This is a genomic window from Methanosarcina sp. 2.H.A.1B.4 (assembly GCF_000979385.1).
GTDB lineage: Archaea > Halobacteriota > Methanosarcinia > Methanosarcinales > Methanosarcinaceae > Methanosarcina.
In genome coordinates this window covers 80,527-106,864 of the sequence record NZ_JJOV01000094.1, presented here as the reverse complement: position 1 = coordinate 106,864, position 26,338 = coordinate 80,527, and the positions used below count along the sequence as shown (strand labels likewise).

Below are 26,338 nucleotides of genomic sequence, written 5' to 3'. Positions count from 1 at the left end.
ATAAGGAAAAAGACAACGGATCAGATAAAGAAAAGGACAACGGATCAGATAAGGAAAAAGACAACGGATCAGATAAAGACAACAACTGTGATGATGTAAACGAAGAAGATGAATGTGACGAAGAAGATGACGTAGACGAAGAAGATGACGAGGGAGATGACGAAAAGGAATCTGACAAAGAAGATGAAGATGACGTAGACGAAAGCGAAGAGAATGGAGATAAAAAAGATGACGCGGAAGATAACGAAAAGGAATCTGATAAAGATAACGATGTACAGAATGAGAAGAGCAGTTCAGGCCGTGGAATGTCAATGGTAACGAGGGCATTCATACAGGCTGAAGCCAGCTCTGATCAGGTTCCGGATGACAACACAGGTCTATCCACAAAAACCATGCAGGAATTTGTGAAAGCTTCTGCACAGACAGAAGAGAGTAAATCTGAAGAAAACGGAGAGAGTGGCAGAGTCAATCAGATTATCTCAATACTGAGCACTCTTCTGTTCGGCCTTTGCGTCTCCATATTCTCTATGTACCGGAAAATCAACTGAGTAAAAGCACAAAGAATATGAATTGAAAAGGGTGTTCTGCCTTGCCGCAAACTGGAAGACAGGAAAATGACTAATGAGCTGCTTCTGAATAAATTTCAGGGCTGTGTGTGCCAGATAGCGTTGATATATAATCCTGTTTACTGCGGCAGCTTACTTTCTTTTTTTATGACTATCCATAATCTTATATTCAAAGAACCCTGGACAACTCCAGACAAATAGGACCAAATCAGATTCAGGTTGCTTATTCAGGTAATTTTAACAAAGCAACTTAATCCGTGATTTATACTTTTAATCATCCCTTTTCTAATTATCCCCTGTCGTCTTTCTGCTTGCAGGCTGAACTAACAGCATTAGTTCAAAATTGTTTCCACCAATTTCTACTGTAAACTACTTATACATAAGATGTTATTCTGCAATACAAATGGATCTAATGGATCTTCAAGAAGGGCACCATCTCAGGTATAGTAACTGACAGTTAGTAACTGACAGTTAACGTTCACCGCATTCCTGTTGTGTGAGGCTGAAGGTTCGAGAGATAGAAATTATGAGGTTTCATCCTTTTCTGAATTGATCGGTGGATCTGCATAACATATCTGTATATCCATAATATACTTCAGTATAAATATTTAAAAAAAAGTAATCCTAAAATATATAAACGATAAGGATATAGGGTATTCGATTCTTAGCGCCCCTACTTAAGGGTCGCATCTGTTTGGAAATAACAATCAGACCGGGAAGAATACAGTATTAAAAGAATATAACTCAAATAAAAGAATATAATTCAAATTATCATTAAAACTGAGGTGTCCGAAACTGCAGACTGCGGAAGAAAGGGTAAGAGCGAGATTGATAAAGTATCTCGGCAGGGATGAAAACGGGATACGCAAGGTTGTGCTCAATCTCTTCCTGACCGGAGACAAGTTCACCACCGGTGAAGTTTATGACTACCTTGATAAAGGAAAATTCGAGGTAAGTTACCGGGGAGTGTCAGCCATGGTCGGGCTTATGAATACCAGGCTTGGAATCCTGAGCATAAATGTCACCGGGGACCATAACGTCTATTCCCTGAAAGAGAGTTACAAGAACATTGTCGGCTCTGTTCTTGAGAACTACTGAGCCGTTTTTATTGCTAAAAATCCTGTTTTTTATATGATATGAATTTTTCAAGTCCCCTGTTTTACTGTGTTGATGCACCAGATGAAACATAGTGAACTGCAGGTTTAAGAGCTCTATAAAAAAACTCCTCTTTTAGGGGGATAAAAAACAGGCATGTCGAAAATAGTTTTTCCGTTAAAACCAGTATATAACTTTAACCCCCTACTGGGAGTTGATGCCCTAGTCCTGGCTTTATTAAATACCGGATGGTTAACTTAATTAATCTAATAAAAATTAAAAATCGTTAGTTGTTATACCTAGTTGAGATTCCTATTAATAATTATATAGCTTTTCCATCCACACGTACATATAATAGTATAAAATAGAACAGGAGCATATAATAGAACGATATGATCTCTATTTAGTAAACTCCAGGATGACGGACATAAGAATTGAAATGATCCTGAATAAATATATACAGTAAAACCTTTAAGGAAAAAGAAAAATTAACGTTTGGATTTATGAGAAATATTGAATTCCATACCACAAAAAATGTATATTAATATTCCTGTTACCTATTATACTGCCAGGAGGAAAACAGATAATTAGCCTGAAAATGGTACCGTGGAATACAGGAGCCTTCCGGGCAGGGCTTCGCTTCATGAAAAACCGGACTTTCAGTGTGTTCTACCAAAAGTATGAGCAGATGCTTGAAAAAGAGATTTTGAGTTCTGAAATCCCCGCCCACATAGCCGTAATTATGGATGGAAACCGCAGATATGCAGGGCAGTTGGGAAAAGCTCGAAGTTTCGGGCACGCCATGGGGGCAGAAGTCACTGAACAGGTTATTGAGTGGTGTTATGAGATCGGAGTAAAACAGCTTACACTTTATGCCCTTTCTACGGAAAATTTTCAGCGTTCTGAAGAAGAAGTTGACGGCCTCTTCAACCTTATCAACGAAAAATTCCTTAAGCTTTATTCTGACCCGAGGACTCATGAAAAAGAGATGCAGGTCCGGATTATAGGAGACAGGTCAAAACTGCCGGCTTTTCTGAATGAATCCATTGAAAAGATTGAGAAAGCCACAGAGAACCATAGAATGTTTAACCTGAACGTGGCTATTGCTTACGGGGGCAGGCAGGACATAATGCAGGCAGTCCGGGATATTGCAGCCTGCGTGTCCAGTGGAAAACTTTCTCTTGAAGATGTTGATGAAAACCTGATCTCAAAACACCTCTACCCTGCCCCGGGTGTGTCCGTCCCGAATGTGGACCTGATCGTCCGTACAGGAGGAGATGAGAGGGTTTCCAACTTCCTGCCATGGCAGGCTAATGGCAGCGAGTGCGCAACTTACTTCTGCGCACCTTTCTGGCCAGAATTCCGAAAAATCGACCTTCTTCGTTCAATCAGAGTGTATCAGGCCCGAAAAGACGAAAAAAAGCGGGAACACTCATATCGTGTCTCAAAAATTATAAATTTCCTTAGAGGAGGAAAATGCGGGGAAAAAAACGAAGAACTCGGAAAGCTTCTGCCAGTAAAAAAGCAGGGAGTATCCTGAGATATTAAAAGCCTGTGGAAAACAGGATACATGAATAGATGTCATTACCCCACCCTGCTGCTTCGGAGTAAAGGAAGGGGGTATCCTGCTTAAATGAGGTGAACAATTAGTCCACTGTTAACCTGTAAGTTCCATAATCACAATAAACTTTTTTTGTACTGCATAGATTTCATGTTCCTGCTTTTTCAAAGTTTCTTCCTGATCTGGTAGCCTGCCGGAAAAACAATCCCAAAAAGTACCGATATATTGATATTCCGGTGACGACTATGTAAATTGGGGAAAGTTTGGCTATACCTAATTTTTCAGTTTCCGGGGCTCTCAGATGACCCTGAGAACTTATCGCAGGCCCGATAAAATAAAAAAAATCTATTGACGGGATAAAGCTATCCGGTAAGGTTATCCGGTAAAGGACCAAATATTTGGTAGCTACTGATTTAGATACGGGGAGTTATAATGGGCGCTTGTAGAGAGTTAAATCCTTACTCCTGCTGGGCATGTATTTTAATGATCAGAAAACCTGATGATGATATATCTGCCTATCTGGCGCAGGGCTATTTTCAGGATTATTTAAAGTTTCTGGAAAGGCGAAAGCTGAAACTCATGAGACTGCGGCACATACAGCTGCTCAAGAGGTATTTTCAGGAGCTTCTACCCGACCTCCTCAAAGGCTGCAAATATTATAGTCAACCGCCCCTGAGCTAAAGATTCAGGGGTTTCCTGTGAGGGTTTATGAATTTTCAATTCGGACTTTACAGAAAAGGAAGGGATTTTAAAATAGCTGAGGAACTGGAAGTAGGGCCTGCAAACTGGGTAAAAAAACTTTTTAGATCAAGAGACTCCGGTGTCCGCAGTTCTCAAGCTTCCAGAGAGGCTATAGAGTCCGGCAGCTCAAATGAAGGAAAAGCTACATCCGGGAAGGGAAAAAGTCTGAATCAGGAAACTATCTCAGCCTCTGAACTGCAGAAGAAACTGGAGTCCGGAGCTCCTATTCTTATCCTTGATGTCAGAGAAGAAAATGAACTTTCCGGAAAACTGAGACATCTGGAAAACTCGGTAAATATCCCTGTTGGAAGCCTGGAAAACAGGATTTCGGAGCTAAAAAATGTAAGAGACAGGGAGATAATAGTTGTATGCCGTTCCGGTATGCGGGCAACCAGAGCTGCGGAGATTCTTACACGAAATGGTTTTGGAAAGGTAAAGGTCCTGAGAGGCGGCATGATTGCCTGGCGGGATCAGAAAACGTGAGAAAAAGCAGGGGGGATTTTACTGGGAAAAGAACAAAGAAAACATAACCGCCTGATTAACGAAAAGAGCCCTTATCTTCTACAGCACGCCTATAATCCTGTGGACTGGTACCCGTGGGGGGAAGAAGCTTTTGAGAAAGCCAGAAACGAAAACAAGCCTGTTTTTCTCTCAATTGGATACTCCACTTGCCACTGGTGCCATGTGATGGCACATGAGTCTTTTGAGGATGAAGAAGTTGCAAGACTCATGAACGAAGCTTTTGTTTCCATAAAAGTGGACAGGGAAGAGCGACCGGATATTGACAATATCTATATGACTGTCTGCCAGATTATTCTTGGAAGAGGAGGCTGGCCTCTTAATATCATTATTACTCCGGGTAAAAAACCATTTTTTGCAGGCACCTATATTCCGAAAAAATCGCGCTTCAACCAGACAGGAATGCTGGAACTGGTGCCCAGGATAAAAGAAATCTGGAACCAACAACATGAGGATGTGCTTGATTCAGCTGAAAAGATTACATCTACTATCCAGAGCATGATTGTAGAGTCTGCAGGAGATGGACTTGGGGAAGAGGTAATCGAAGAAGCTTATGACGAACTTCTGAATTCATTTGATATCGAGTATGGAGGCTTTGAAGGGGCTCCAAAGTTCCCGACCCCGCACAAACTTTCCTTTTTGCTCCGCTACTGGAAACGCAGCGGAAACCCTGAAGCCCTCCATATGGTAGAACATACCCTGGACAATATGCGCAGGGGAGGAATCTATGACCAGCTGGGCTCGGGTTTTCATCGTTATTCCACGGACAACATGTGGGTTCTGCCTCACTTTGAAAAAATGTTATACGATCAGGCTCTTACCGCAGCTGCATACACTGAAGCCTATCAGGTTACCGGGAAAAACCTGTATAAAGAAACAGCAGAGGGAATCCTTGATTACGTTTTGAGGGACCTGACATCTCCGGAAGGCGGGTTTTACTGCGGGGAGGATGCCGATGTTGAAGGGGAAGAAGGAAAGTACTACCTGTGGACCATAGAAGAGGTCCAGAGCGTCCTTGGCCCTGAGGATTCCGAATTGATTATTAAAATGTTCAATTTGAGGGAGGGAGGCAACTTTGAAGAAGAGATAAGGGGCAGAAAAACCGGAACAAATCTCTTCTACATGGCCCTCTCTCCGGATTCCCTTGCAGCCGAAATTAAGATTCCTGTCGAAGAGGTTGAAAAACGGATAAAACGTTCCAGAGAGAAACTACTTGCAGCCAGATACGAGCGCAAAAGGCCTTCAATGGATGATAAGATCCTGACCGACTGGAACGGGCTTATGATTGCAGCTTTTGCAAAAGGTTTCCAGGTTTTTGGGGAACAAAAATATCTGAAAGCCGCAGAAAAAGCCGCAGATTTTATTATGGAAACCCTTTACAGCCCCGGCAACAGGCTACTTCACCGTTACAGGGATGGAGTTGCAGGAATTTCCGGAACTTCCGATGACTACACCTTCCTGACATATGGTCTCCTGGAACTTTATGAGGCAGGGTTCCAGCTGCGGCACCTCAAAGCAGCCATTTCCATGAACAGTGAATTGTTTGAACACTTCTGGGACCCGGCCAACGGGGGGCTCTATTTCACAGCCAACGATAGTGAATCTCTTATCTTCAGAAAAAAGGAGTTTACAGATGCAGCAATACCATCCGGGAACTCAATTGAAATGTTGAACCTTCTGCGCCTCTCCAGGATAATTGCAGATCCTGAACTCGAGGAAACTGCTGACAGGCTCGAACGCTCATTTTCAAAGCTGATCCGGAAAGCGCCTTCGGGGTACACTCAGTTTCTGTCTTCCCTTGATTTCAGGCTGGGACCTTCATATGAAGTAATTATTTCAGGAAAACGCGAATCTCCGGATACAGTACATATGCTTGAAGAGCTCTGGAGCTACTTCGTACCTAATAAAGTGCTGGTTTTCAGGCCCGAAGGAGAAAATTCCGAAATTACAGACCTTGCAGAATACACAAAAGAACAGCTCCCGATTGAGGGAAAGGCAACTGCATACGTCTGCCAGAACTATGCATGCCGGCTTCCTACTACTGAAACCAACGATATGTTAAAGATGCTTAATGTTTGAGGTTCGCACTCAGCTGGATACATGCCTCAGGATGAGATTAAAACTAAGATTGGATGAGATTAAAACTAAGATTGGATGAGGTTAAAACTCAGATCAGTACTGCAAAATCAAAGAAGGGGGAAAATCGAAAATGAAAGAGTATACACTTGAAGAACTTTCAGAGTATAATGAGAAGAACGGCAAGGTTTACATCGCCTATGCCGGCCAGGTATACGACGTATCAAACAGTTATCTATGGGAAGACGGCACTCACCAGGGGCTCCATGATTCAGGGCAGGACCTCTCGGAAGCAATGGACAACGAAGCGCCCCACGGCCCTGAAGTGTTTAAGGATTACCCTGTTGTAGGAACATTGAAAAAATAAAAAGGCTTTGTAATGAATGGGTTTGACAAATGATTTGAAGGTTTCAGGAAAATTCAGGAAAATAGCAAACAAGAGGGAGTTGTGAGTATGAAAGATGAGATTGCATCCGTAATTCCTCAGGACATGGAAGAAAAGGAAGAGGAAACCCCTGTAGAGAAGATAGGGCTCGAAAAAAAAGAACTGCTCGAACAACTGAAAGAATTTTTTGAATCTCAGCCCCTTGCCGTTCTGGCAACTCAAAACGGAACAGCGCCTTACGTGAGCCTTGTTGCGTTTGCCTCGGATGAAAAGCTCAAGTATATTCTGTTTTCTACCACGAAAGCAACCAGGAAATACTCAAATTTGTCAGCAAATCCTTCAATTTCCCTGTTGATTGACAACAGGAAGAATACAATCGAAGATTTTCGGGACGCAATGGCTGTAACAGTGCTGGGAAAAGTAGAGCCCGTCGAGGACTTTGAGCGCAGCATAATGGAAAAAATATATCTGATGAAGCATCCTTACCTTATGGATTTTTTGCATTCGCCCACAACGGCTTTTCTGAAAATCCGGGTAGAAAAATACATTGTTGTGACCCGTTTCCAGCATGTTGTTGAAGTTTCGGTTTAAGATATTAATTCGGTTTTATATCTTTATAATCAAACCTTTTTCGATTTAATTAGACATTTAGAGATATAATCAGAAATTTAGAGATATAATCAGAAATTTAGAGATATAATCAGACATTAAGCAGACATTTTTCTATTCAGGTCTGATATTTTTAATGGAGAGGGGGTTGATTACGGGAAGGTGGATCATACCTATTGAAGAGATCCGGGAAAATACCGGAAAAGTCTGCGGAGGAAAAGCTTCTGTCCTCGGTACCCTGTACCAGGAGGGACTGACTGTCCCGGCAGGTGTTTGCATCTGCACTGCAGCCTACGAGACATATGTTGACAGGACAGGGCTCAGGGGTAGAATCCTCCTTGAACTTAGCAGAAAGCCTTTTGAGAAGATGCGCTGGGAAGAACTCTGGGATATTTCTGAAAAAATCAAGCACATGTTCACTCTGACTCCCTTTCCAGGGGAAATGGAAAAGGAACTGGAAGAAGAGCTTGCCAGTCATTTTGGAGATAAAGCAGTTGCAGTCAGGTCTTCTGCCCCCGGAGAAGACAGCGCAAATACCTCTTTTGCAGGTGTGCACGCCTCATATGTCAATATCCGTGGAGCCCGGGCGATCCTGCGGCACCTCCGCCTTGTATGGGCTTCCCTCTGGTCGGATACGGCTTTCCTATATCGAAAAGAAATGGGGCTTGATATTCTCAGCAGTGCAATGGCTGTGCTGGTTCAGGAAATGATAGAGGGAAGAGTATCTGGAGTTGCTTTCGGGGAAAATCCGGATAACGAATCCGAAGCCATTATCGAAGCTGTGTACGGGCTTAACAGGGGGCTTGTTGACGGCACTGTGGAGCCTGACCGCTGGAACCTTTCCAGGCAAACTGGAAGCATAAAAACTCACATGCCGGCTGAAAGGGAAAAAGCGGTGTTTGCAGGAGGAGAAGGTTCGGAACTTAAAGCCCTGCCAGAAGCTTTTCAAAAAACCCCTCCTCTTACCCCTGCTGAGGTCCTGGAAGTCTTTGAACTGGCCCGAAAAACAGAAAACCTATTCGGAGTTCCCCAGGATATAGAATGGACCTTCAGGGACTCAACCCTTTATATTCTCCAGGCAAGGCCGATAACCACTATCCTGCGGGAAGACAGGGACGAAAAACGGCGCTGGTATCTGAGCCTCAGGAGAAGTTTCGAGAACCTCAAAGAGCTCAGGAAAGCCATAGAGGAAAAATACATCCCGGCCATGCAGGCAGAAGCCAGGGACCTGGAAAGAGAAAATATTGAAAGACTGTCAGATTCTGCTCTTGCGGGGGAAATAGAAAGAAGGACTGAAATCTACAGGAAGTGGTATGACATTTACTGGGAGGAGTTCATACCCTTTGCTCACGGTGCCCGCCTTTTTGGAAAAGTCTATAATGAAACCATAAACCCCGAAGACCCCTATGAGTTTGCAGACCTCCTTTCCGGGACTGAAATGTTAAGCCTCGAAAGGAACCGAAAACTTGAGGAAATTTCAGAAAAAATCAGGAAGAGTCCAGAGCTTATACAATCGATAAAGGAGCAGATTGAAGCTGAGGAAACTGTCCCGGAAAAAGAGAGCAGGCCTGAGCCCGAGATAGTACCTGCGGGGGAAACAAGACCTTCGGATACAGATACCCGACATTCAGACACAAATAGAACTGAGCTTGAAGGAAGACCTGAAATTGAAGCTGAGAGAAAAGCCGTAACTGAATTTAAAGAAGAACTTGACTCTTTTATATCCAGATACGGAGGGAGCTATTCTGAAAGTCCCGGAGCAAAAAAAGGCCTTTACAGGCTGCTCCTTGAGATGGCCCTCCATCCCCCGGCCCCCATGCCTGCAGAAAAAATAAGCAGTAACCGTATGCAGTACCTGAAAGAAAAATTTATATCCGGCTTCGAAGACAAAAATAAGCAGTGTGCATCCGAACTGCTTGACCTTGGCCGTGCGAGCTACCGCCTCAGAGATGATGACAACATCTATCTCGGGAAAATAGAGGCTGAACTCAAAAGGGCGTTTTTCGAAGGCAGAAAAAGGCTAATTGAAAGAGTTTTCGGAGAAGCCAGGCTTCCGGAAGATCAGGTTTTTTACGCCCCGGAACTCGCAGCAGAGCTAACAAAAACTCTTCGAGACCCATCTTATAGCCCCAAATGGAAAAAACCGCCGCTAAAGTCGAAAATCCTCAGGGAAAAGGTAAAGCCAAGGCAGCTCCTGGGAAACCCTTCCGGGCGAGGAGTAGCCGAAGGATTTGCAAAAGTTATCCTGAAAGAGACCGACCTTTTCAACCTGAAAGCAGGGGAAGTCCTTGTCTGTGACGCCGTAGACCCTAATATGACTTTTATCGTGCCCCTTTGTTCCGCAATTGTGGAGCGCAGAGGAGGAATGCTGATCCATGGGGCAATCATTGCACGAGAATATGGGATTCCCTGCGTTACCGGCGTCCCGGATGCAACAGAGCTCATAAAAAACGGAGACTACCTCGCAGTGGACGGATACCTGGGGATCGTCACGGTGCTGAAAAGGCGGGAATGAAAGAAATCCGAAAAATTTCTTAATTCGCCGTCTCACAATCAGCAGCCCAGCCAATCACCGGCATTAAGTATAACTGCGATAAACCCTTATCTCCCCCTCCATGCTCATAGGACTCACAGGTACGCCGGGTACGGGGAAAACCTCGGTAAGCAAGCTTCTAGAAAAAAGAAGGCAGTGGAAGGTAATTCACCTTAACGACCTTATCAAACAAGAACACCTCTACACCGAAGTTGATGAAAAAAGGGATGCAGTAGTTGCGGATATGGAGCTTGTCCAAAGCCGTCTTCCTGAGCTTATTAATGAAATGGAAAAAGGATCCGCAAACGAAGTAGTAATTCTTGAAAGCCACCTTGCCCACTATATTGCTGATACTATTATCGTCCTCCGGGCATACCCGCCGGAACTGAAAACCAGACTGGAGACACGCGGCTACTCGGAAGAGAAAATCAGGGAAAACACTGAAGCTGAAGCTCTCGATGTTATCCTGGTTGAGGCTTTTGAGTGGTGTGATATTGTTTATGAGGTTAATACTACAGGAAAGAGTGTTGAAGAAGTAGAGCAGGATCTCGAAAAAATCATAGACAACATCTTAAGTGGAAACGAAAAAGAAATGCCGGAGTATAAACCCGGGTCCATTGACTGGATTGACCTTGTTCCTTGATTGTGTAAGGAAAGAGCAAGGGAAACGGGGATTAAATCCCCGGAAAATTAACACTTCACTGTTCCCTTAAAATGTTTATTTGCAAGAGCACTTTGTACATGTAGAGGTCTTGGAACATGTAGAGGTCCTGGTACAGCTAGAGCAACTGGTGCTGCATTTAAAATTCAGTGTTACCTTTGCAGTGTCATAAGCTCCGTACCTATTTACTGCCTTGTATGTGAAACTATCACTTTTTTTAGAACAGGCAACTGGCTTTACATAGCTAAATGCACCATTGCTTTTCATCAGCACTTTGCCGCCTTTTGCCGTAGTGATGTACCCGGTAGTTACAACTTTGAGGCCGGATCCTTTGTCATTAGCCAGTACGTTAAATGTCTTGGATGTCTGGCTGGCAGGTACTTTGTATGTATCAGATATTGCATCTGTTTTATATTTACTTGTACTGCTGCTACTACTGCATGCTGCTCCTGTCATTGACAGGACAAAAAAGACTAATGTGAAAATACACAGTACCTTCATCCATTTATCAAACGCAAATTTTAGCATTATTACATCCTCCATAATAGTCACTTAATCATAAATATGTTAAAGATGTGTGGTTTCTAATCCGGTTTTTACTGTTTAATAAAACATACTCTTCCAGATTAAAAACAGGAATTTGAAGAGTAAAATATGTTACTATGATTAAGCGATTTTTAGGTGTGTTTTTGCAACAAACGGTTTTAATATAAGTATATAGTTTAGAATTTAGGCATACTGAGATATTTTTCAATATAGTATAATCACCTAGTGCATTTTCGAGATTATGCTCATTTACTAATAAAACCAATACGTAAAATACAGGTTAAAATTTAGAACATATCATCCTCAAAAGGCAAATAAATAATAGAACATATATTGAATAATATTAGAGAGTATGCAGAATGTAGATAGTCTCATCTTTTATAAAAATTTTTCGATCAGAGAAAAAATATTGTGATATGTGCGGCCATTAACTTTTAAATTTTGTTAATAAAATAAATTAAGAATGTGCTGGTGTTTAGAGGGCTCAAAAGAACCATTAAATGGCAAAATTATAAAAAAACCATTATGAAATAAAGCACTATAAAAAAGCATTATAGAGAAAAATAAGAAAAAAGCATTATAGAGAAAAGTTGTTATCGCTTGCAGAAACATTCCTGAGACGGGTTACTCCATCGATATCTTTGATTGTTTCTACAACAGGTTTCGGGACAAGGTGCTCCCACTTTTCTCCCGCAATCATCCGCCTCCGGATTTCAGTTCCAGAGTACCTTTCCCTGATATAGAGTGGGGACTCCTTAACACAGAACCCGGCTTCCCGGAAAAGCTGGATGACGAGAGGATTGTTCGAGTACACCACGTCAAAACGAGGGGTTCTGGATGCGACGTGGTGGACCCAGATAGAGTTATACCTGACATCTTCGATGGGTAGGACGTAATGACGGATAGGGAGGTGCTCAAGCGCATTATAGAGCATCAGTACCCTTTCCCCTGCAGTAAACGGGTCGGTGGCTTCATGGCTTTTCTGGGCACTTCCGATGCCTATAACCAGTTCATCCACCTCTTCTGCAATCCGCGTAATTACGGCATGGTGCCCGAAATGATACGGCTGAAAACGTCCGATATAGAAAGCTCGTGTCATTCGGGTCCAACCTCGAATTTGTACTGGGTTTCTCTTTTTTAATTTAATTTCTTTAGATCGTTTCGTTGCGGATTCCAGTCTCAAAGCTGAACTTCTCGCAGACTTCGAGGAAATGTTCAGCATTGCCCTTACGCTTCATATCGATAAGCTTTCCGACAAGTTCGAGGCCCGGCTTGGGGTCTTCCATGATCTCCATATCATCACGGACCATATCGAAGTACTTCTCTCCGATATCGGTTCTGATAAAGACCGAGTTCCACCCGTCAGGAGCCCCGACAGAACCTACTGAGATATCGGCAAAGACCGAGGTATAATCACAGCAGTGGTGGCAGGGGTTTCGGGCAAACTTGGCTATGTCCTTGATGGGTACGGAGTGAACCTCACCGTCATTGGTGTAGACCCAGAACTTACCCTTGGTGAACTCCATCTTCCGGACGTCTTCGACATTTACCTTAAGGAATTCAGGGATGATTTTCTCAAGCATGACATCATGATGGAAACTTTCCATACAGAGCAATCCGACAATTAGCACGATCTTTTCGTTTACATTTTCCCGGATCAGATGTGCAGCATGGGCCTGACAGGGCACTCCAATAACTGCAATCCGGTCGTACTTTTCGAAGGCTTCCCTGAGCGCTGCAAGAACGGGGTCTGATGTGTACTTTGTCCCTCTTGTCCGTTCCACATCTTCTGCACTTGTCAGCAGGACCACTTCAGGCTCCCACTTCTCATTTCTGGTAATCCCAACTGCACAGTCGATTTTACCCTGCCTGAAAAGAGATTTGAGGATGCCGCTGGATACTCCTCCATCCTGGCTGCCGGCATTGTCCTTTGACTTTGCACCAAAGAACTTACGCACGTTTGCAAGCTCGTTGTCGATGAAGCCGTCCACTACAGGACAGACCCGACTACAGGTTAAGCAACCTTCACAAACCTGGTATCCGGCCCCTTTCTCATACAGACCCAGATCGTTCGGATCTCGAATTTCACCCGCCTTCTTTACGGTAACAGCCCCAATGGGACACACGGCCTCGCATGCCCCACAGGCTGCGCATACGTCAAAGTCAATGACTTCTGCAATCTTTGGTGGCAATCAGTTACCTCCAATGCCTTGATAAGCTTGCCTTATCGGCAAGATGTTTTTAAAAATATAACGAAATAAATAAAAAAATGGTTATGCAGGATGTAATAAAATTACATCTTTGCAATGATCTCTTTGCCTATAAGCTTTATTGCTTTTTCTTTGTCAGGACCGATAGGGGATCCGGCGACAATCTGGGTTACTCCGATTGCCTCAAGGTCCTTAATCCTCTTCATGCAGTCCTCTGGAGTTCCGCAGATTGCAAAGGCTTCGACCATCTGGGGGGTAACAAGTCCGCCCATGAGGGAACCGAAGTCTCCCTTGGCAATAGCTTCACCGATCTGCTTCTTGGCTTCGACCGGGATACCGTGGCGCTCAAGGACAAGGTCAGGGGAGCCTGCAACGATAAAGGCGACAACTACCTTTGCAGCATTAATTGCTTTTGCAGGGTCTTTGTCAATGGAGAAACAGGCGTATGCGGTAACATCGACTTCACTTGGATCACGGCCGGCTTTTGCGGCACCCTTGCGGATCTGTTCCACAGCGACCTCAAAGTCCTTCGGGTGAGAAGCGTTGATCAGGACACCGTCTGCAATTTCACCGGCAAGTTCGAGCATCTTGGGGCCCTGGGCACCCATATAGATAGGGACGTTTCCAACTTTGAAAGCAAGTTTTGCGCCTCCGAACTTGACCATTTCGCCGTCCATGGAGACTTTCTGGCCTGAAAGGAAACCTCTGATAGCCTGGATTGATTCTTTGGTGGTTGCAAGAGGCTTTTCCCATGCAATGCCCATGGCATCGAAAGTTGCTTTGTCTCCGGGTCCGAGACCGAGGACTGCCCTACCGCCTGAGATTTCAGCAATTGAAGCAATGCTGGATGCTGTAATTGCAGGGTTCCTGGTATAGGAGTTTGTAACACCGGAGCCGATCTTGATGCTATTGGTGTTCAGAGCGAGAACGGTAAGAGTGGAATATACGTCACGGTTGTTGTAGTGGTCAGTGATCCAGACGTAGTCGAATCCCTGCTGTTCTGAAAGCTTTGCGTAATATGCGATCTTTAAAGCAGGATCGGCCGGTACAAATTCTATTCCGAACTTCATCTTTGATAACTCCTTTTAACTACTGCTTAATGGCTAGATGGGTCTGTTATTCGCCCCATATATAAATATGTTATAAATTATAATTATCATCAATTATAATTGAGGATAACTACAACCTTTAACTATAATTCACATAACAGTATTTAAGAATCTATATATAATTAACTGTATTAAATGAGATGTATATAAAAAACTTGATAAAACAATTTTTTAAACAGTTCATTAAATTGAAGACCTATTCAAGACCTGTTCAAGACCTATTCAAGACCTGTTCAAGACCTGTTCAAGACCGGTTTAAGACCGGTTTAAGACCTGATTCATTCAAAATGAAATAATCAAACCTTATAAACCTTTTCCAGAACAGGACATTTTCAAGCCATATTTCAAACGGTACTGATAAGGTGCAGGAAAAAGAATAATTAGCGTATTTTAAAGGAAGTTTTTCTTCTGGAAATAGGAAAAGGTTTATATTATAAAAATGTGGGGTGCCGAAATTTGCAGAGTTTACCCTGGTTAGCAAGTGACAAATATTGGGTTTACAGTTAACGAAAAGAGGAGAAGAAAACACCTTAAAGCCCAGGATAAAGATGTATGAAAAAAATAAAACCGATTTGGATAGAAGGGAAAAATTTATGTTACGTTTTTAAAAATCCTTACAATTATATACAAAGGATGGTTAATATATAGGAGTGTTGATAAAATCCGGAGTGAGTACCGGGAATTATAGGGCATGGGGAAAGCCCGCTTAAAAGTTTTGATAATTTTAAACTAAAAACAGGAGGTGAATTAGCTATGGCTGTATCCAGAAAAGGAGAAAAGTACCGATGTGAGATCTGCGGCAATGAAGTAATCGTAACAGAAGTCGGAGGCGGAACGCTTGTTTGCTGCGGAGAAGACATGACCCTCATAGAAGAATAATAAAAGAGTCAGAAATTTTCTCATATGATAAGTTTATGAGATCTAAGACCTGAAAATTTTCGGATAAAATACGAATAAAAACAGGATTTCCTGATTCGGAGGGAAAGTGATGAAGTGTTATGAATGTGCCAGAGAGGGCAAAGACACGGATGCTGTGGGGATTTGTATTGTATGTGGGAGAGGGGTTTGCAAAGAGCACCTTATTCACGAGGAAACTCCTGCGTGGGAAGGCGACTATCCTGTTGAACTTAAGCCTGACCGGGAACACATCAAAAGAATTGTCTGTATTCCCTGCCATGAAGCCCTGAAAGAAAACTGTCTGTTTAATGACGTTTGTTGAGGTGGCCTAGAATGCTGAAATGTTACGATTGCATTGAAGAAAATAAGGATAGTGAAGCAGTAGGCGTTTGCATCGTCTGCGGAAAGGGCCTCTGCATGGAACACATCAAGCAGGTAGAATTCCCCATGAAGGGAGGAGGATACCCGCTGCCCCACAAGACGCTAAAGAAGGGCCTTCCAAGGATGATGTGTCAGGAATGCATCGGCTCCATTCTTGAAGACGGGTTCTGCGTCTAAAAAGACGATTTGGCAGACCATTTATAAGGCGACCTGGAAAGCCCGAGTATGGCAATTAAGGGTCATGAATATATATATTTGATAAATATTAAGTAATAATCAATATAAATGCCAATATAATCAAAATCAATATAATCAAAATCAATAACCAATTGGTAATCAGAAGTAACTAATTGGTAGCTATAATAACGGAGCGGAGGAGATTATAAGAATGACAGAACACAAAGAGATACTCGAGAGTATGGGAGAAAAAATGGGGTTCACCCCTCAAATTCTGGAGACACTTGGGGACCTTGATCCGGAATTCCTGCACAAATACAGAAGATGCGACCACAAAATTCTGACAGACGGAGCCCTCCCGGCCAAAGTAAAGATCCTTATGGCCCTTGCAGTTGTGGCATCAAAGCAGTGTGAGTCCTGTACCGTATCCCAGATGAAAAGTGCGCTCAAAAACGGGGCTACCAAAGAAGAGATTATGGAGACGATGGAAGTCATCTTCATCACCTCAGGTGCTCCTGCCGTGGCTGCATGCAGGAATGCTCTTAAACTGCTGAAAGAAATGTGAAAGCCACATTTAAAATAAATAAAAAACTACATTCCAAAATTATATTTTTTTAAATCAAAGTTGCAGTTAAAGTTGCAGTAAAAGTCGCAGTGGCGCGTTTCTCTGCAAGTAAAGGATTATATTCGCGCCACTAGCTCACTGTTCCTTAAAATTCGACTGAAATAAGCCAGGAGTGGAAAGAAAAAATAATGGCTGAAGAAAAGATAAACAAACCGTCTGACTCTAAAAACCTGACAGAAGGTGAAAAGAAGCACGTCCCGGCAATCCATGTGCCAAAAACAATCATTGCAGGAGAGCCTTTTGATGTGATTGTGGAGGTGGGACTTATTCCTCATGTAATGGAAGAAAAACACCACATCGAGTGGATCGAACTCTACCTCAATGACAAAAAGATAGGAAAAGTAGAGCTATCCCTGCACAAAAACAAGAAAGCTGAAGCCACATTCACAGTTGAGGCAGATAAATCCCTGGCAGAAAAGGAAAGCAAACTCCGTGCTCTCGAAAGCTGCAACATCCATGGGCTCTGGGAAGAGTTCATGACCATCAGGATGAGCTAAAGAGAAAAACTAACAGGGAAAAGGGTGAGCTAGATCTTATCACCATAAGAGTAAGTGAAAACTATAGCGTGTGAAGAGTGAACTTGCAGGGTATACGGAGAAAAAAAATCCTCACCCATGAACTTGCGCACCCGAGAAAAAACAACACTCACGGCCTCTTGAAATATTATCAGTGAGTTAAAATTATATCTCCGGGGAAAAAAGGAAACGTGCACCTGGAAAACCTGAAAACCTGAGGACATAGTCTGGGGGGAACGTCAGTGAAAAGCACGGAACTTCTAATTCTAATTACTACTATTTTTTTTGCAGGACTCGTATGTGCATCTACCGGAGCTGCAGAACCAGGCGGATCCGGAAACTTTACATCGGACCAATTTTCGAAATCCGGAATCTGTTCCAACTGCCACGGGAGCAGCTTTGGAGAATGGGATGGCTCAATGCATTCAAATGCGGACAGCGACTTCTTTTACCAGGCAATGCTTCAGGAATACGGTGTAGCTGCAGAAGCCCAGGGTCTTTCTCCTGAGTTTTGCTCTCGCTGCCATACGCCCATCGGAGTGGTTTCGGCTGAAATCCCTCCCCTCGACGGTTCTCAACTGAGCGAGGTTTCAAAAGAAGGAGTACAGTGTGATTTCTGCCACTCAGTTGTCGAAAGCGAGGGGATAGGAAACGCTCCCTATGTCCTTGAGCCCGGAGATGTAAAATGGGGAAACAGAGCCGATGCAGAGTCTCCTTCCCATGAGATAGAAGCGCACGAGTTTTATAACGAGTCCGGATACTGCGGCATGTGCCACAATATCTACCATCCGGTAAATAATTTGACTCTTGCCGCCACTTATACAGAATGGGAGGAAAGCCCATATGCTGAAGAGGGAGTGAACTGTCAGGCCTGCCATATGACCCCCGGAATCGTCGGCTTCGAAGAAAACCCTGGAAAAGCTGCCTCAACAGGCCCGGAAAGGGAACATGTGTATACCCATAACTTTGTGGGCGCAAACGCTTTCATAACAGGCATTATGGGGGAAGGAAGGCACGAAAAAAGGGCTATTGAGTATCTTCAACACGCTGCAGAGCTTGAGGTAACAGCTCCTGATTCGGCAGAACCGGGAGAAAATGTGGAAATGGAGGTAGAGATTACAAATACAGGGGCAGGACACAAAATTCCAACCGGGGTTACTGAAGAGCGGGAAATCTGGCTTGAGCTTATTGCACTGGACGGTGAAGGAAAGGAAATATATCACTCAGGGGAACTTGACGAAAAGGGGATAATTGACCCTCGAGCAACGGTCTATCACACGGTTTTTGCGGACTCTGAAGGAAACCCCACAGTAAAAGTATGGGAAGCAGAAAGTATCCTTTCCGATAACAGAATAAGCCCGAAAGAATCTGTAGTTGAAAAGCATTCATTCATAATGCCTGAAAATGCCTCCAATCCTATCAGCACAAAAGCGGTTCTTCACTACAGATCGGCTGCTCAGGAGCATATTGACGAGCTTTTCGGTGAAGGAGCCTATTCAGTGCCTGTGATTGATATGGCAGCGTACCCCGACGAAGAAAAGTCTTCAACTCCAGGCCTCGGAATGATCGGAACGGGAATTGCACTCATTCTGGGTAGCGCCTTCAGAAAGCTTAAGAGATAAAAAGAAAGACAAATAGGAGACAAACGTTAAAAATTAGGGCTAAAAGCATTCAGGCATAAGATTATTGCCCTGAAGACATACTACCATATAGATATATTTGAGCAGATGCTTAACTTTTGATATTAGCTTTTATTTTAGATACTTAGCTTTTATAAGAAATACAGGCGAGGGGACATGCAAGAAACCGAAACCAAACCAATAAGGATTCTGGGAATATCGGGAAGCCCCAGGAATATGGCGACTGATTTTTTGGTTCAGGAAGCCCTGAGAATTACAAAAGAGAAATACGGCGCAGAGACTGACTATTTCTCCTCCAAAGGGAAAAAATTAAACTTCTGCATCCATTGTGATTTTTGTGTTAAGAAAAAGGAAGGCTGTGTCCATAAAGACGATATTGCGGCTGAGCTATACGACAAAATGATCTGGGCAGATGCCTGGATTATAGGCACTCCTGTCTATCAGGGAACCGTAAGCGCCCAGACAAAAACGATTATGGACCGCTGCAGAGCTGTCGTCGCCAGAGACCCAAAGGTCTTTTTAAATAAGGTCGGAATGGGAATCGCGGACGGAGGGGACCGGATAGGCGGGCAGGAGCCTGCTATCCAGACTATTCTTAACTTTTATGTAATTAATGAAATGATCCCTGTTGGAGGGGGTTCCTTTGGAGCAAACCTGGGAGGGACCTTCTGGTCAAAGGATAAGGGAGTAGAAGGGGTTTCAGAAGATTCGGAAGGCATGCGGAGCCTTAAAAAAACCCTTAAGAGGCTCATCCAGACAGCCCGACTCGTAAAGACAGCAGCTTCCGTAGAAGAGTCTGGAACCCCGGCACCCGAAAACCCTGAAGAAGAAGGTAAAAAGCCATCGCAGGACTGAAAACTCAGGATAAGCTGCACCTCTCAGGCAGATGAGACATAACTGGTCACTTAAAACCAGAGTTGGGCTTAAGGACAAACAGTAAATCAGGCTAATAGACCGAACTCAGGGAGATAGATAAATTAAGAAAGATCGGAAGTTTCAGGGGAATAATAGTTTAAGAAATCAAATCAATTAGAATAATGAGGGAATGCAGAGATTAGATTGAAACCTTAAGGAGGGTGTTATTTTGGTAGAACCGTTAAGCAAGAAAGTTAAACGCATAGCATGGGGAATTACAGGTTCCGGAGACCAGATGATTGAGACCTATAGTATTCTGGTGGACATTAAGAACCAGACAGGCGTTGAAACAATGGTTTTCCTGTCCAAAGAGGGCGAAACCGTGATGAAATGGTATCACCTGTGGGACAAAATCCAGAACGATTTCCCTAACTTCAAAGTAGATGCAGGCCCCAACTCCCCATTCATTGCAGGCCCACTGCAGATGGGACATTATGACTTCCTGCTCATAGCCCCGGCAACTGCCAATACAGTGGCAAAGATCGTGTACGGGATTGCAGATACCCTTGTTACAAATGCGGTTTCTCAGACCGCAAAAGGAAAAACGCCTATTTTCATCCTGCCTGTGGACCAGAAAAGGGGAACTGTAAAAACTGCTGCACCCAGCGGGAGAGCATTTGAGCTAAGTATGCGCGAAGTAGATGTTACAAACTCGGAAAAACTTGCGCAGATGGAAAACATAACCGTACTTGCCAGTCCCTATGAGATTTATGATTTATTTGGGCTTGAACGGCCTTCTGAAGATATAATCTTGAAAGTGAAAGAACAAAAGAAACACAAAGCAAGGAAAGAAATTGGAGATTAAACACTTTAAATTAGGGGAAACCTGAAAATCAGGTTCTAAGGGGGGTAAAAGGTATGAAGAGTTCATATCAGGATACAGTAGAGGAAGTAGGAAATCTTAAAGGGATTGAAGAAGCCATAGCTCTGGCAATCGAGAGAGAAATTGAAGCAAGGGACTTCTACCTGCAGAAGGCTACCTTAATGGACAACCCGAAATTCAAGGAACTCTATGAACACCTTGCAGGCGAGGAAGTAAAGCATATTGGCTACCTCGAAGGGTACCGTGATAAAAAAGAACTGCCCACGATCAGCACGGAAGTCCCAAGTGGGCAGTCTTTCAGCCCTGAGTTCGATGTCAGCCGAACAAAAGTGGGCGAGATCACCCCTGGAGATACAGGCATTCTTCTTGCGGCCATGAGACATGAGAGAAAGAGTGAGGATTTTTATTCGGAAATGGCAAAAAGAATCGAAGACGAGACTCAGAAAAAATTCTTTGAGATGCTATCAGGGTACGAAAGAGGCCACTACGAGATTATTGACAGCTATCTTGAAAATCTCACTCAGTTCCGGATGCAGACCTGAAAAAAACTGAGAGGGCTGTGAGGATATGGATATCGAAAAAACTGACGGAGCCGTCGAACTTGCCAGGGGAGTTTACTGGGTAGGAGCAATCGACTGGAACGGCAGGGACTTTCACGGGTTTACAACCCCTGGTGGGACAACCTACAATTCCTACCTTGTTGTTGGGGAAAAGACCGCCCTTATCGATACCGTAAAGGCTCCCTTTGCAGGGGAAATGCTCAGGCGTATTACCCGGATAATCGACCCTTCAAAGCTTGACTACATTGTAGTAAACCATATGGAACTTGACCACGCGGGTTCCCTGGCAGAGCTTAAAAAACAAACCGATGCAAAGATCCTCATTACAAGAAGGGGCGTCGACATCCTTAACGGCTACTTCAGAGACTCGGGTAGCGAGAACTGGGACCTTGAGGTTGTGCAGACCGGCGACCAGCTTGACCTTGGAGGCAAGACCCTCATGTTCCTGGAAGCCACAATGCTGCACTGGCCTGACAGCATGGAAACTTTCCTGAAAGAAGACAGGATCCTCTTCTCAAATGACGGTTTCGGACAGCATATAGCCACCTCAAAAAGGTATGATTTCGAAGTAGGGGATGTTATCCCGGAAGCTGCCGAGTATTATGCAAACATACTGATGCCATTTCACATGCCGCTTCTTCGCTTTCTGGGAATACTGGAAAACATGGGAATAGAGCCTCTGCAGATAGCCCCTTCCCATGGAATCATATGGAAACAGGACCTCAAAAAAATCCTTGAGGCATACAGGGCATGGGCTAATGGGGAAGTAAAGGAAAAAGTGCTTGTCATATACGACACTATGTGGGGCAGCACGGAAATAATGGCAAACGAGATTGCAGAAACTGTCCGGGAAGCGGGAGTTGAGGTCAAACTTCTTAATCTCCGGAAAAACACCCGGAGCCATATAATGGAAGAGATGCTCGATGCAGCTGCCTTTGCAGTGGGCTCACCGACCCTTAATAACGGAATCTTTCCAACAGTCGGAGACTTCCTGGTATACATAAAAGGCCTGCGCCCCCAGAAGAAAAAAGCTATGGCTTTCGGGTCATACGGCTGGGGAGGAGGAGCAGTAAAAACAATAGAACAGGAATTAAAAAATGCAGGAATAGAGGTACTGGAACCCGGACTGCAGGTAAGGTACAGGCCATATGAAAAAGAACTGGAGAAATGCAGAAAACTTGGAGAGCAGCTTGCAGCTCTTGCAAAAGAACAGTAAACCAGTTTCCCTCTAGTTTTTTATTTTAAACTCTTTTATATTAAACTCTTTTATTTAAAACTCTTTTATTTAAAACTCTTTTTTGAGGTATCCTTATTCTCCGGGGAATTTATCAGGAGGCTCTTTCTGACCCCCCTTTTGAGATATTTTCAGGCCTGGTAGCCATATAGATTTTGAAACCTCCATCTCCTGGACTCCATCAAAAAATACTTTCACTCCGCTTGGCGGAGCTTAATAAATACTGAAGTAGTTTTTGGGAATAGAGGTGAATACAATGGAAGAGATATTCAGAGGACTGGTTGAACGCGCTCAGTACTATGAACAGTTTGAAAGCTTCAGAAACACCGACATTTCCGGACAGTTAGGGGATATACCGGGAATGAACCTGAAGATGAAAGTTTCAGTACCGAACATGTAAGGCCAGAATTGAGTTAACAATTGTATCAGAAATAGTAATCAGGATAGTAAAAGCTGCAAGTTGTATCAGGAATAATAGTTGTATCAGGAATAGTAAATCAGGATAGTAAAAGCTGCAAACCCTCTATGAACAGGCGGAATGTTGAGATTCATTTCTCAACAAAAAAATCAGACAAAGAAGAAAAGAAAGAAGAAATAAAAGAAAGAAAAACAGACCAAACATACCTAAAAATTTACAAGAAAAATAAGGGCAAAAAGGAAATTAAATTAAGAAGAAGTGAAGGAAAAAAAGATAAAAATAGAATGTAAGTGAGGGGAAAGTAAAGGAAAAAATTAGCAGAAGTAAGGAGAGTAAAACAGAAATAAAAGGGGAAGGGGGGAAATTTCCCTTTAAAAAACGAAGGAAAGCATATAAAAGTGAAAGCTTGAGATCACTTTTCAACCTTTTCCATATCAGCCTGAAGGTCCTGACCCAGTTCCACGTCATAGAAGTCTCCGCTGGTGGGGAGTTCCATGAAGAATGCGCTGGTAATGTCAAGGGTAGCATCTCCGTTTTCCACCTCAAGGTCCAGGACATGTCCACCTGCATTTCGGTCCCCTGTAATGAAGTGAAGGTGATACCCCGGCACATTTACACCTTTCACGTATTCAGGGGCTCTGAATCCTACCAGTGTACCGCTTATGTTTTCAAATTCGAAGACAGACTGGGTGGATACCGCATCTGCAAGTTTTGGATATGGTTTTTCCTGTTTTGGTACGCTTCGTGCTTTTATGTAAGAGAAATTCCCGTCAACCCGGACCGCGTAGAAAAGGTTTTCCGAAGGCAGGTTAAGGTCAAGGAAGTCTTCAAGTTCGGTAAGGTTTGCAGGTTCCTCAAACCGGAAATTTTCATCGGCTTCAAAGTAGGTGACAGTGGCAAAAGGAGTTGTCATTTCCCCGGATACAGGATAGGCAATTCCATCTGTTTTTATCTGATAGTAATTGCCATCAAGGGCGAGCATTTCCCCTTCGAGCCCGTCAAAGGTTCCTATACCAAAGTCCCCATGGGTTTCAAGTTCCGCAACTGGCAGAACCCCATCATAAACGCCCTGAAGCAGGGCGTCGATTGTTGAGACCTGATAGAGAACGTCAATTTCACTGCCGCGAATACCTGAAGCTGAGTCCGCATTGCTCCCAATATTGTCGAGTTTCTCAATATTACCGGATTTTTCGGAAAAGTCATCGCCATGACTGGTGCAACCGGAAACAAAAGTAACTGAGAAAAGAATTAAAACAATCAAAAAACTTTTTTTATTCATGTATAGTCCTCACCGGATTTTTAGTAAGAATTCTTGTTATTGATATTATAAATTTTTTTAGTATACTTAGAGATTAACTTACAAACATTTAGGAAATTGAAGATCGAAGTTCTGTATGGGCAAGGGAAATAACTCAGTTATTTATTTTTATAAGTATGGTGTTGAGAGAGCCCGGCGTTAGGAACGGTTAGGGACAGTTCTCATTTTTTATAAATTAATGTAGGAGAGGTTCAAGCGGAATTGAACAGAAGTGAATAAGTCAGGAAGGAAAAAACAGTTATTGAGCTCCTCTTAATATTCAAAATTTGCTTCTTGAACCCTGTACTTCAAACAATTGATTCAGCCCCTGATTGTGAAAGCAATTCCGAAAACTTTTATGGCTAAGAATAAAATAGCTTTTGGGATGAACTTATTAAGGACCGAAACAGGGAAAAAATAAATAAGAATTAAAAAAAGAGAAGGATAGGAGAATAACTTTATATTGACCCTTTGAAGCATTTATTCTCTTACCAGTATGACTCTGGCCGGAGCCCCGTCCGCGTCTATAAGAAGAGGCAAACCCAGGAACGTATATTCCCCTTCGTGAACGCCGGCAAGGTTGAGGCCTTCAAACAAAGTCATGTTATTGATAAGCAGTTCATGAACCTCGTCGTCCCCTTCAAGCTTTTTGACTCTGAGGTAGTCAAACCCCAGGGTCTTGACTCCTGCATTGACAAGGTATTCGGCTGCATCCATTTTCAGGTGCACGTAGTTCTCACGGAATTTCACGTATCCAAGAGTAGAGTTTCTGGTCTTGAGAAGCACTATGTCCCCAGGACCGATTTGAAACCCTTCAAGATCCTGCCTGTGGATCTCTTCTTCCACATGGACAAGGTCAAAAACCCTGCATTTCCCATAAAAGCTTTCAAGAGGCAGGGATGCAACTCCTTCTTTTCCGTCCCGAACATGCAGCCTTGAATCAACGTGCGTGCCTATGTGACTTCCCAGGGTCAGAATAGACTCATTTACCCTATCCTTCGGTACGGATGCATACCTCTCGATCAAAGGTTTCGGATTTCCGGGATATACAACCATCCCTTCAGTAATAAGCTGTGAAACATCGAAAAACTCTGGCAGAATAAAACCCCCGTTACTCTTAAGCAAAGCTTCCAGTTACTTTGCATAATAAAAAAATAGATGTAAAGGTATAAAAATACCCGCTTGAAGTAAAGGAAAAAGCCTTATTCAGCCTTATTTCAATGCAGTTTAATTTCAACCAGCTTATTTCAGTGCATATTTCACATATTCTGCAACCGCATGCCCCACTTCCGCAGTTGTGGAAGTTCCTCCCAGGTCAGGAGTAATAATATTTTTCTGAAGCACATCGGCTATTGCCCTATCAATGATCGAGGCTCCGGGGTTGCCCATCCATTCAAGCAGCATCTTCACGCAGAGGATGGCAGCAAGCGGATTTGCAATGCCTTTTCCTGCGATGTCCGGCGCACTTCCGTGCACGGGCTCGAAGAAGGCGTATTTTTCCCCGATGTTGGCGCTCGGGACAAGCCCCAGGCTTCCGACAAGCGCCGCACACATATCACTCAAAATGTCCCCGAAGATGTTCGTTGTGACAACAACGTCGTATTTTTCGGGGCGCATCATAAGACTGTAAGCCATTGAATCAACCAGCGTGTCGCTGTACTCCACCCCATGTGAGCTGGCAACCTGCCGGCAGACATCAAGGAAGAGCTTGTCGGACTTCAGGACGTTGGACTTGTGGACAATGGTCAGTTTGTTATTTCTCTGTTTTGCAAGCTTGCAGGCGTATTCTGCAATCCTCTCAGAGCCTTTTCGGGTAACTACCCTCTTTGTCCAGGAAAGGTCAGGCCCTATTTCCTCGATCCCTGAGTACAGCCCTTCAGTATTTTCCCTTACAATGATAAAGTCGAAATCGTTTTTTCCGGTAACACCTTTTATGCCGGGGAGGGGTTTTACAGGCCGGACATTGGCATATAGGTCCAGTTCCTTCCTGATGGCAAGAAGCACGCTTTTGTAATTAGGATCAGGCACAGTAGTGACTGCCCCGAAAAGGACTGCATCACACCCTTTTATGGTTTCTATGTCTTCTCCCGACATTGCAGTCCCGGTTCTTTCCCACCTGGCATAGCCCAGTTCCAGGGGCACTTTCTCAAGCTCAAGCCCAAAAGCATCAAGAACTTCCACAGCCGCAGGGATCACTTCCCTGCCAATCCCGTCACCTTCGATTACCGCCAGTTTCATGATACTG

Annotated in this window: 28 protein-coding genes; 21 read left to right on the top strand and 7 right to left on the bottom strand. The window is 43.6% G+C overall.

Features of this window, described 5'->3' with window-relative positions; all coding sequences use genetic code 11:
• From EO92_RS18170 to EO92_RS16520, 9 genes are all read left to right on the top strand, one after another.
• Positions 1 to 548 (top strand): hypothetical protein (locus tag EO92_RS18170; protein WP_200896794.1); only part of this gene is annotated, 548 nt, incomplete at its 5' end.
• Positions 549 to 1,394: 846 nt separating this feature from the next.
• Entirely contained in the window at positions 1,395 to 1,664 is a 270-nt protein-coding gene (locus EO92_RS16560; RefSeq protein ID WP_048135725.1) for a DUF2551 domain-containing protein, read from the top strand.
• Between the two features lie 640 nt (positions 1,665 to 2,304).
• Positions 2,305 to 3,201 carry a polyprenyl diphosphate synthase gene (uppS, locus tag EO92_RS16555; protein ID WP_200895055.1) on the top strand — a complete coding sequence of 299 codons (897 nt, stop codon included), beginning with the start codon at positions 2,305 to 2,307 and terminating at the stop codon, positions 3,199 to 3,201.
• Between the two features lie 729 nt (positions 3,202 to 3,930).
• Complete coding sequence (locus EO92_RS16865) at positions 3,931 to 4,446, top strand: rhodanese-like domain-containing protein (protein WP_052734394.1); 516 nt, start codon at positions 3,931 to 3,933, stop codon at positions 4,444 to 4,446.
• Between the two features lie 15 nt (positions 4,447 to 4,461).
• Positions 4,462 to 6,561 carry a thioredoxin domain-containing protein gene (locus EO92_RS16540; RefSeq protein WP_255350358.1) on the top strand — a complete coding sequence of 700 codons (2,100 nt, stop codon included), beginning with the start codon at positions 4,462 to 4,464 and terminating at the stop codon, positions 6,559 to 6,561.
• A gap of 130 nt (positions 6,562 to 6,691) precedes the next feature.
• Positions 6,692 to 6,925 (top strand): cytochrome b5 domain-containing protein, encoded by a 234-nt coding sequence (locus EO92_RS16535; RefSeq protein WP_048173339.1) that lies wholly within the window; start codon positions 6,692 to 6,694, stop codon positions 6,923 to 6,925.
• An 87-nt stretch (positions 6,926 to 7,012) separates the two neighbouring features.
• Positions 7,013 to 7,534: a pyridoxamine 5'-phosphate oxidase family protein gene (locus tag EO92_RS16530; RefSeq protein ID WP_052734393.1), complete on the top strand. Its 522-nt coding sequence runs from the start codon at positions 7,013 to 7,015 to the stop codon at positions 7,532 to 7,534.
• 166 nt (positions 7,535 to 7,700) lie between these two features.
• Entirely contained in the window at positions 7,701 to 10,067 is a 2,367-nt protein-coding gene (locus tag EO92_RS16525) for a PEP/pyruvate-binding domain-containing protein (RefSeq protein ID WP_052734392.1), read from the top strand.
• Between the two features lie 100 nt (positions 10,068 to 10,167).
• Positions 10,168 to 10,728: an adenylate kinase family protein gene (locus EO92_RS16520; RefSeq protein ID WP_048135736.1), complete on the top strand. Its 561-nt coding sequence runs from the start codon at positions 10,168 to 10,170 to the stop codon at positions 10,726 to 10,728.
• A 75-nt stretch (positions 10,729 to 10,803) separates the two neighbouring features.
• Here EO92_RS16520 and EO92_RS16515 read toward each other — a convergent pair whose 3' ends face one another.
• The 4 genes from EO92_RS16515 to mer form a co-directional block, all read right to left on the bottom strand.
• A complete protein-coding gene (locus EO92_RS16515) occupies positions 10,804 to 11,274 on the bottom strand; it encodes an Ig-like domain-containing protein (protein ID WP_048173336.1) in 471 nt (156 codons plus the stop codon).
• A gap of 595 nt (positions 11,275 to 11,869) precedes the next feature.
• The gene (locus EO92_RS16510; RefSeq protein ID WP_048173334.1) at positions 11,870 to 12,391 is read right to left on the bottom strand and encodes a nicotinamide-nucleotide adenylyltransferase; all 522 of its coding nucleotides are present in this window, start codon (positions 12,389 to 12,391) and stop codon (positions 11,870 to 11,872) included.
• A gap of 52 nt (positions 12,392 to 12,443) precedes the next feature.
• Positions 12,444 to 13,484 carry a F420H2 dehydrogenase subunit FpoF gene (fpoF, locus tag EO92_RS16505; RefSeq protein ID WP_048173332.1) on the bottom strand — a complete coding sequence of 347 codons (1,041 nt, stop codon included), beginning with the start codon at positions 13,482 to 13,484 and terminating at the stop codon, positions 12,444 to 12,446.
• A gap of 101 nt (positions 13,485 to 13,585) precedes the next feature.
• The gene (gene mer / locus EO92_RS16500) at positions 13,586 to 14,572 is read right to left on the bottom strand and encodes a 5,10-methylenetetrahydromethanopterin reductase (protein WP_048160579.1); all 987 of its coding nucleotides are present in this window, start codon (positions 14,570 to 14,572) and stop codon (positions 13,586 to 13,588) included.
• A gap of 792 nt (positions 14,573 to 15,364) precedes the next feature.
• On the opposite strand from mer, the gene EO92_RS16495 reads away from it, so the two are divergent.
• The 12 genes from EO92_RS16495 (at position 15,365) to EO92_RS16445 (ending at position 23,086) form a co-directional block, all read left to right on the top strand.
• The gene (locus EO92_RS16495) at positions 15,365 to 15,490 is read left to right on the top strand and encodes a desulfoferrodoxin FeS4 iron-binding domain-containing protein (RefSeq protein WP_048135747.1); all 126 of its coding nucleotides are present in this window, start codon (positions 15,365 to 15,367) and stop codon (positions 15,488 to 15,490) included.
• Positions 15,491 to 15,599: 109 nt separating this feature from the next.
• The gene (locus EO92_RS16490; RefSeq protein ID WP_048135749.1) at positions 15,600 to 15,830 is read left to right on the top strand and encodes a DUF2180 family protein; all 231 of its coding nucleotides are present in this window, start codon (positions 15,600 to 15,602) and stop codon (positions 15,828 to 15,830) included.
• 11 nt (positions 15,831 to 15,841) lie between these two features.
• Positions 15,842 to 16,066, top strand: a complete 225-nt coding sequence (locus tag EO92_RS16485; RefSeq protein ID WP_048135751.1) for a DUF2180 family protein — start codon at positions 15,842 to 15,844, stop codon at positions 16,064 to 16,066.
• A gap of 211 nt (positions 16,067 to 16,277) precedes the next feature.
• Complete coding sequence (locus tag EO92_RS16480; RefSeq protein WP_048135753.1) at positions 16,278 to 16,631, top strand: carboxymuconolactone decarboxylase family protein; 354 nt, start codon at positions 16,278 to 16,280, stop codon at positions 16,629 to 16,631.
• A 188-nt stretch (positions 16,632 to 16,819) separates the two neighbouring features.
• Positions 16,820 to 17,188 carry a class II SORL domain-containing protein gene (locus tag EO92_RS16475; protein ID WP_048173329.1) on the top strand — a complete coding sequence of 123 codons (369 nt, stop codon included), beginning with the start codon at positions 16,820 to 16,822 and terminating at the stop codon, positions 17,186 to 17,188.
• A gap of 260 nt (positions 17,189 to 17,448) precedes the next feature.
• Positions 17,449 to 18,828, top strand: a complete 1,380-nt coding sequence (locus EO92_RS16470; protein ID WP_048173327.1) for a multiheme c-type cytochrome — start codon at positions 17,449 to 17,451, stop codon at positions 18,826 to 18,828.
• A gap of 174 nt (positions 18,829 to 19,002) precedes the next feature.
• Positions 19,003 to 19,701, top strand: a complete 699-nt coding sequence (locus EO92_RS16465; RefSeq protein ID WP_048173325.1) for a flavodoxin family protein — start codon at positions 19,003 to 19,005, stop codon at positions 19,699 to 19,701.
• A 229-nt stretch (positions 19,702 to 19,930) separates the two neighbouring features.
• Complete coding sequence (gene afpA, locus EO92_RS16460) at positions 19,931 to 20,566, top strand: archaeoflavoprotein AfpA (RefSeq protein ID WP_048160582.1); 636 nt, start codon at positions 19,931 to 19,933, stop codon at positions 20,564 to 20,566.
• A gap of 53 nt (positions 20,567 to 20,619) precedes the next feature.
• A complete protein-coding gene (locus tag EO92_RS16455; RefSeq protein WP_048173323.1) occupies positions 20,620 to 21,126 on the top strand; it encodes a ferritin family protein in 507 nt (168 codons plus the stop codon).
• 25 nt (positions 21,127 to 21,151) lie between these two features.
• Positions 21,152 to 22,360: an FprA family A-type flavoprotein gene (locus tag EO92_RS16450; protein ID WP_048173320.1), complete on the top strand. Its 1,209-nt coding sequence runs from the start codon at positions 21,152 to 21,154 to the stop codon at positions 22,358 to 22,360.
• A gap of 274 nt (positions 22,361 to 22,634) precedes the next feature.
• Positions 22,635 to 22,778 (top strand): hypothetical protein, encoded by a 144-nt coding sequence (locus EO92_RS18025; protein WP_156161186.1) that lies wholly within the window; start codon positions 22,635 to 22,637, stop codon positions 22,776 to 22,778.
• Between the two features lie 125 nt (positions 22,779 to 22,903).
• Entirely contained in the window at positions 22,904 to 23,086 is a 183-nt protein-coding gene (locus EO92_RS16445; RefSeq protein ID WP_048173318.1) for a hypothetical protein, read from the top strand.
• 122 nt (positions 23,087 to 23,208) lie between these two features.
• Here the strand turns inward: EO92_RS16445 and budA are convergent, their stop codons facing one another.
• The 3 genes from budA to EO92_RS16430 all read right to left on the bottom strand — a co-directional run bounded on the left by budA (position 23,209) and on the right by EO92_RS16430 (position 26,331).
• Positions 23,209 to 24,075 (bottom strand): acetolactate decarboxylase, encoded by an 867-nt coding sequence (budA, locus tag EO92_RS16440; RefSeq protein ID WP_048173315.1) that lies wholly within the window; start codon positions 24,073 to 24,075, stop codon positions 23,209 to 23,211.
• Positions 24,076 to 24,573: 498 nt separating this feature from the next.
• Positions 24,574 to 25,218, bottom strand: coding sequence for a cyclase family protein (locus EO92_RS16435; RefSeq protein WP_235283380.1), 645 nt, complete (start codon positions 25,216 to 25,218; stop codon positions 24,574 to 24,576).
• A gap of 117 nt (positions 25,219 to 25,335) precedes the next feature.
• On the bottom strand, positions 25,336 to 26,331 hold the full coding sequence (locus EO92_RS16430) for an isocitrate/isopropylmalate dehydrogenase family protein (RefSeq protein ID WP_048135766.1): 996 nt from the start codon (positions 26,329 to 26,331) through the stop codon (positions 25,336 to 25,338).
• Between the last annotated feature and the right edge of the window lie 7 nt (positions 26,332 to 26,338).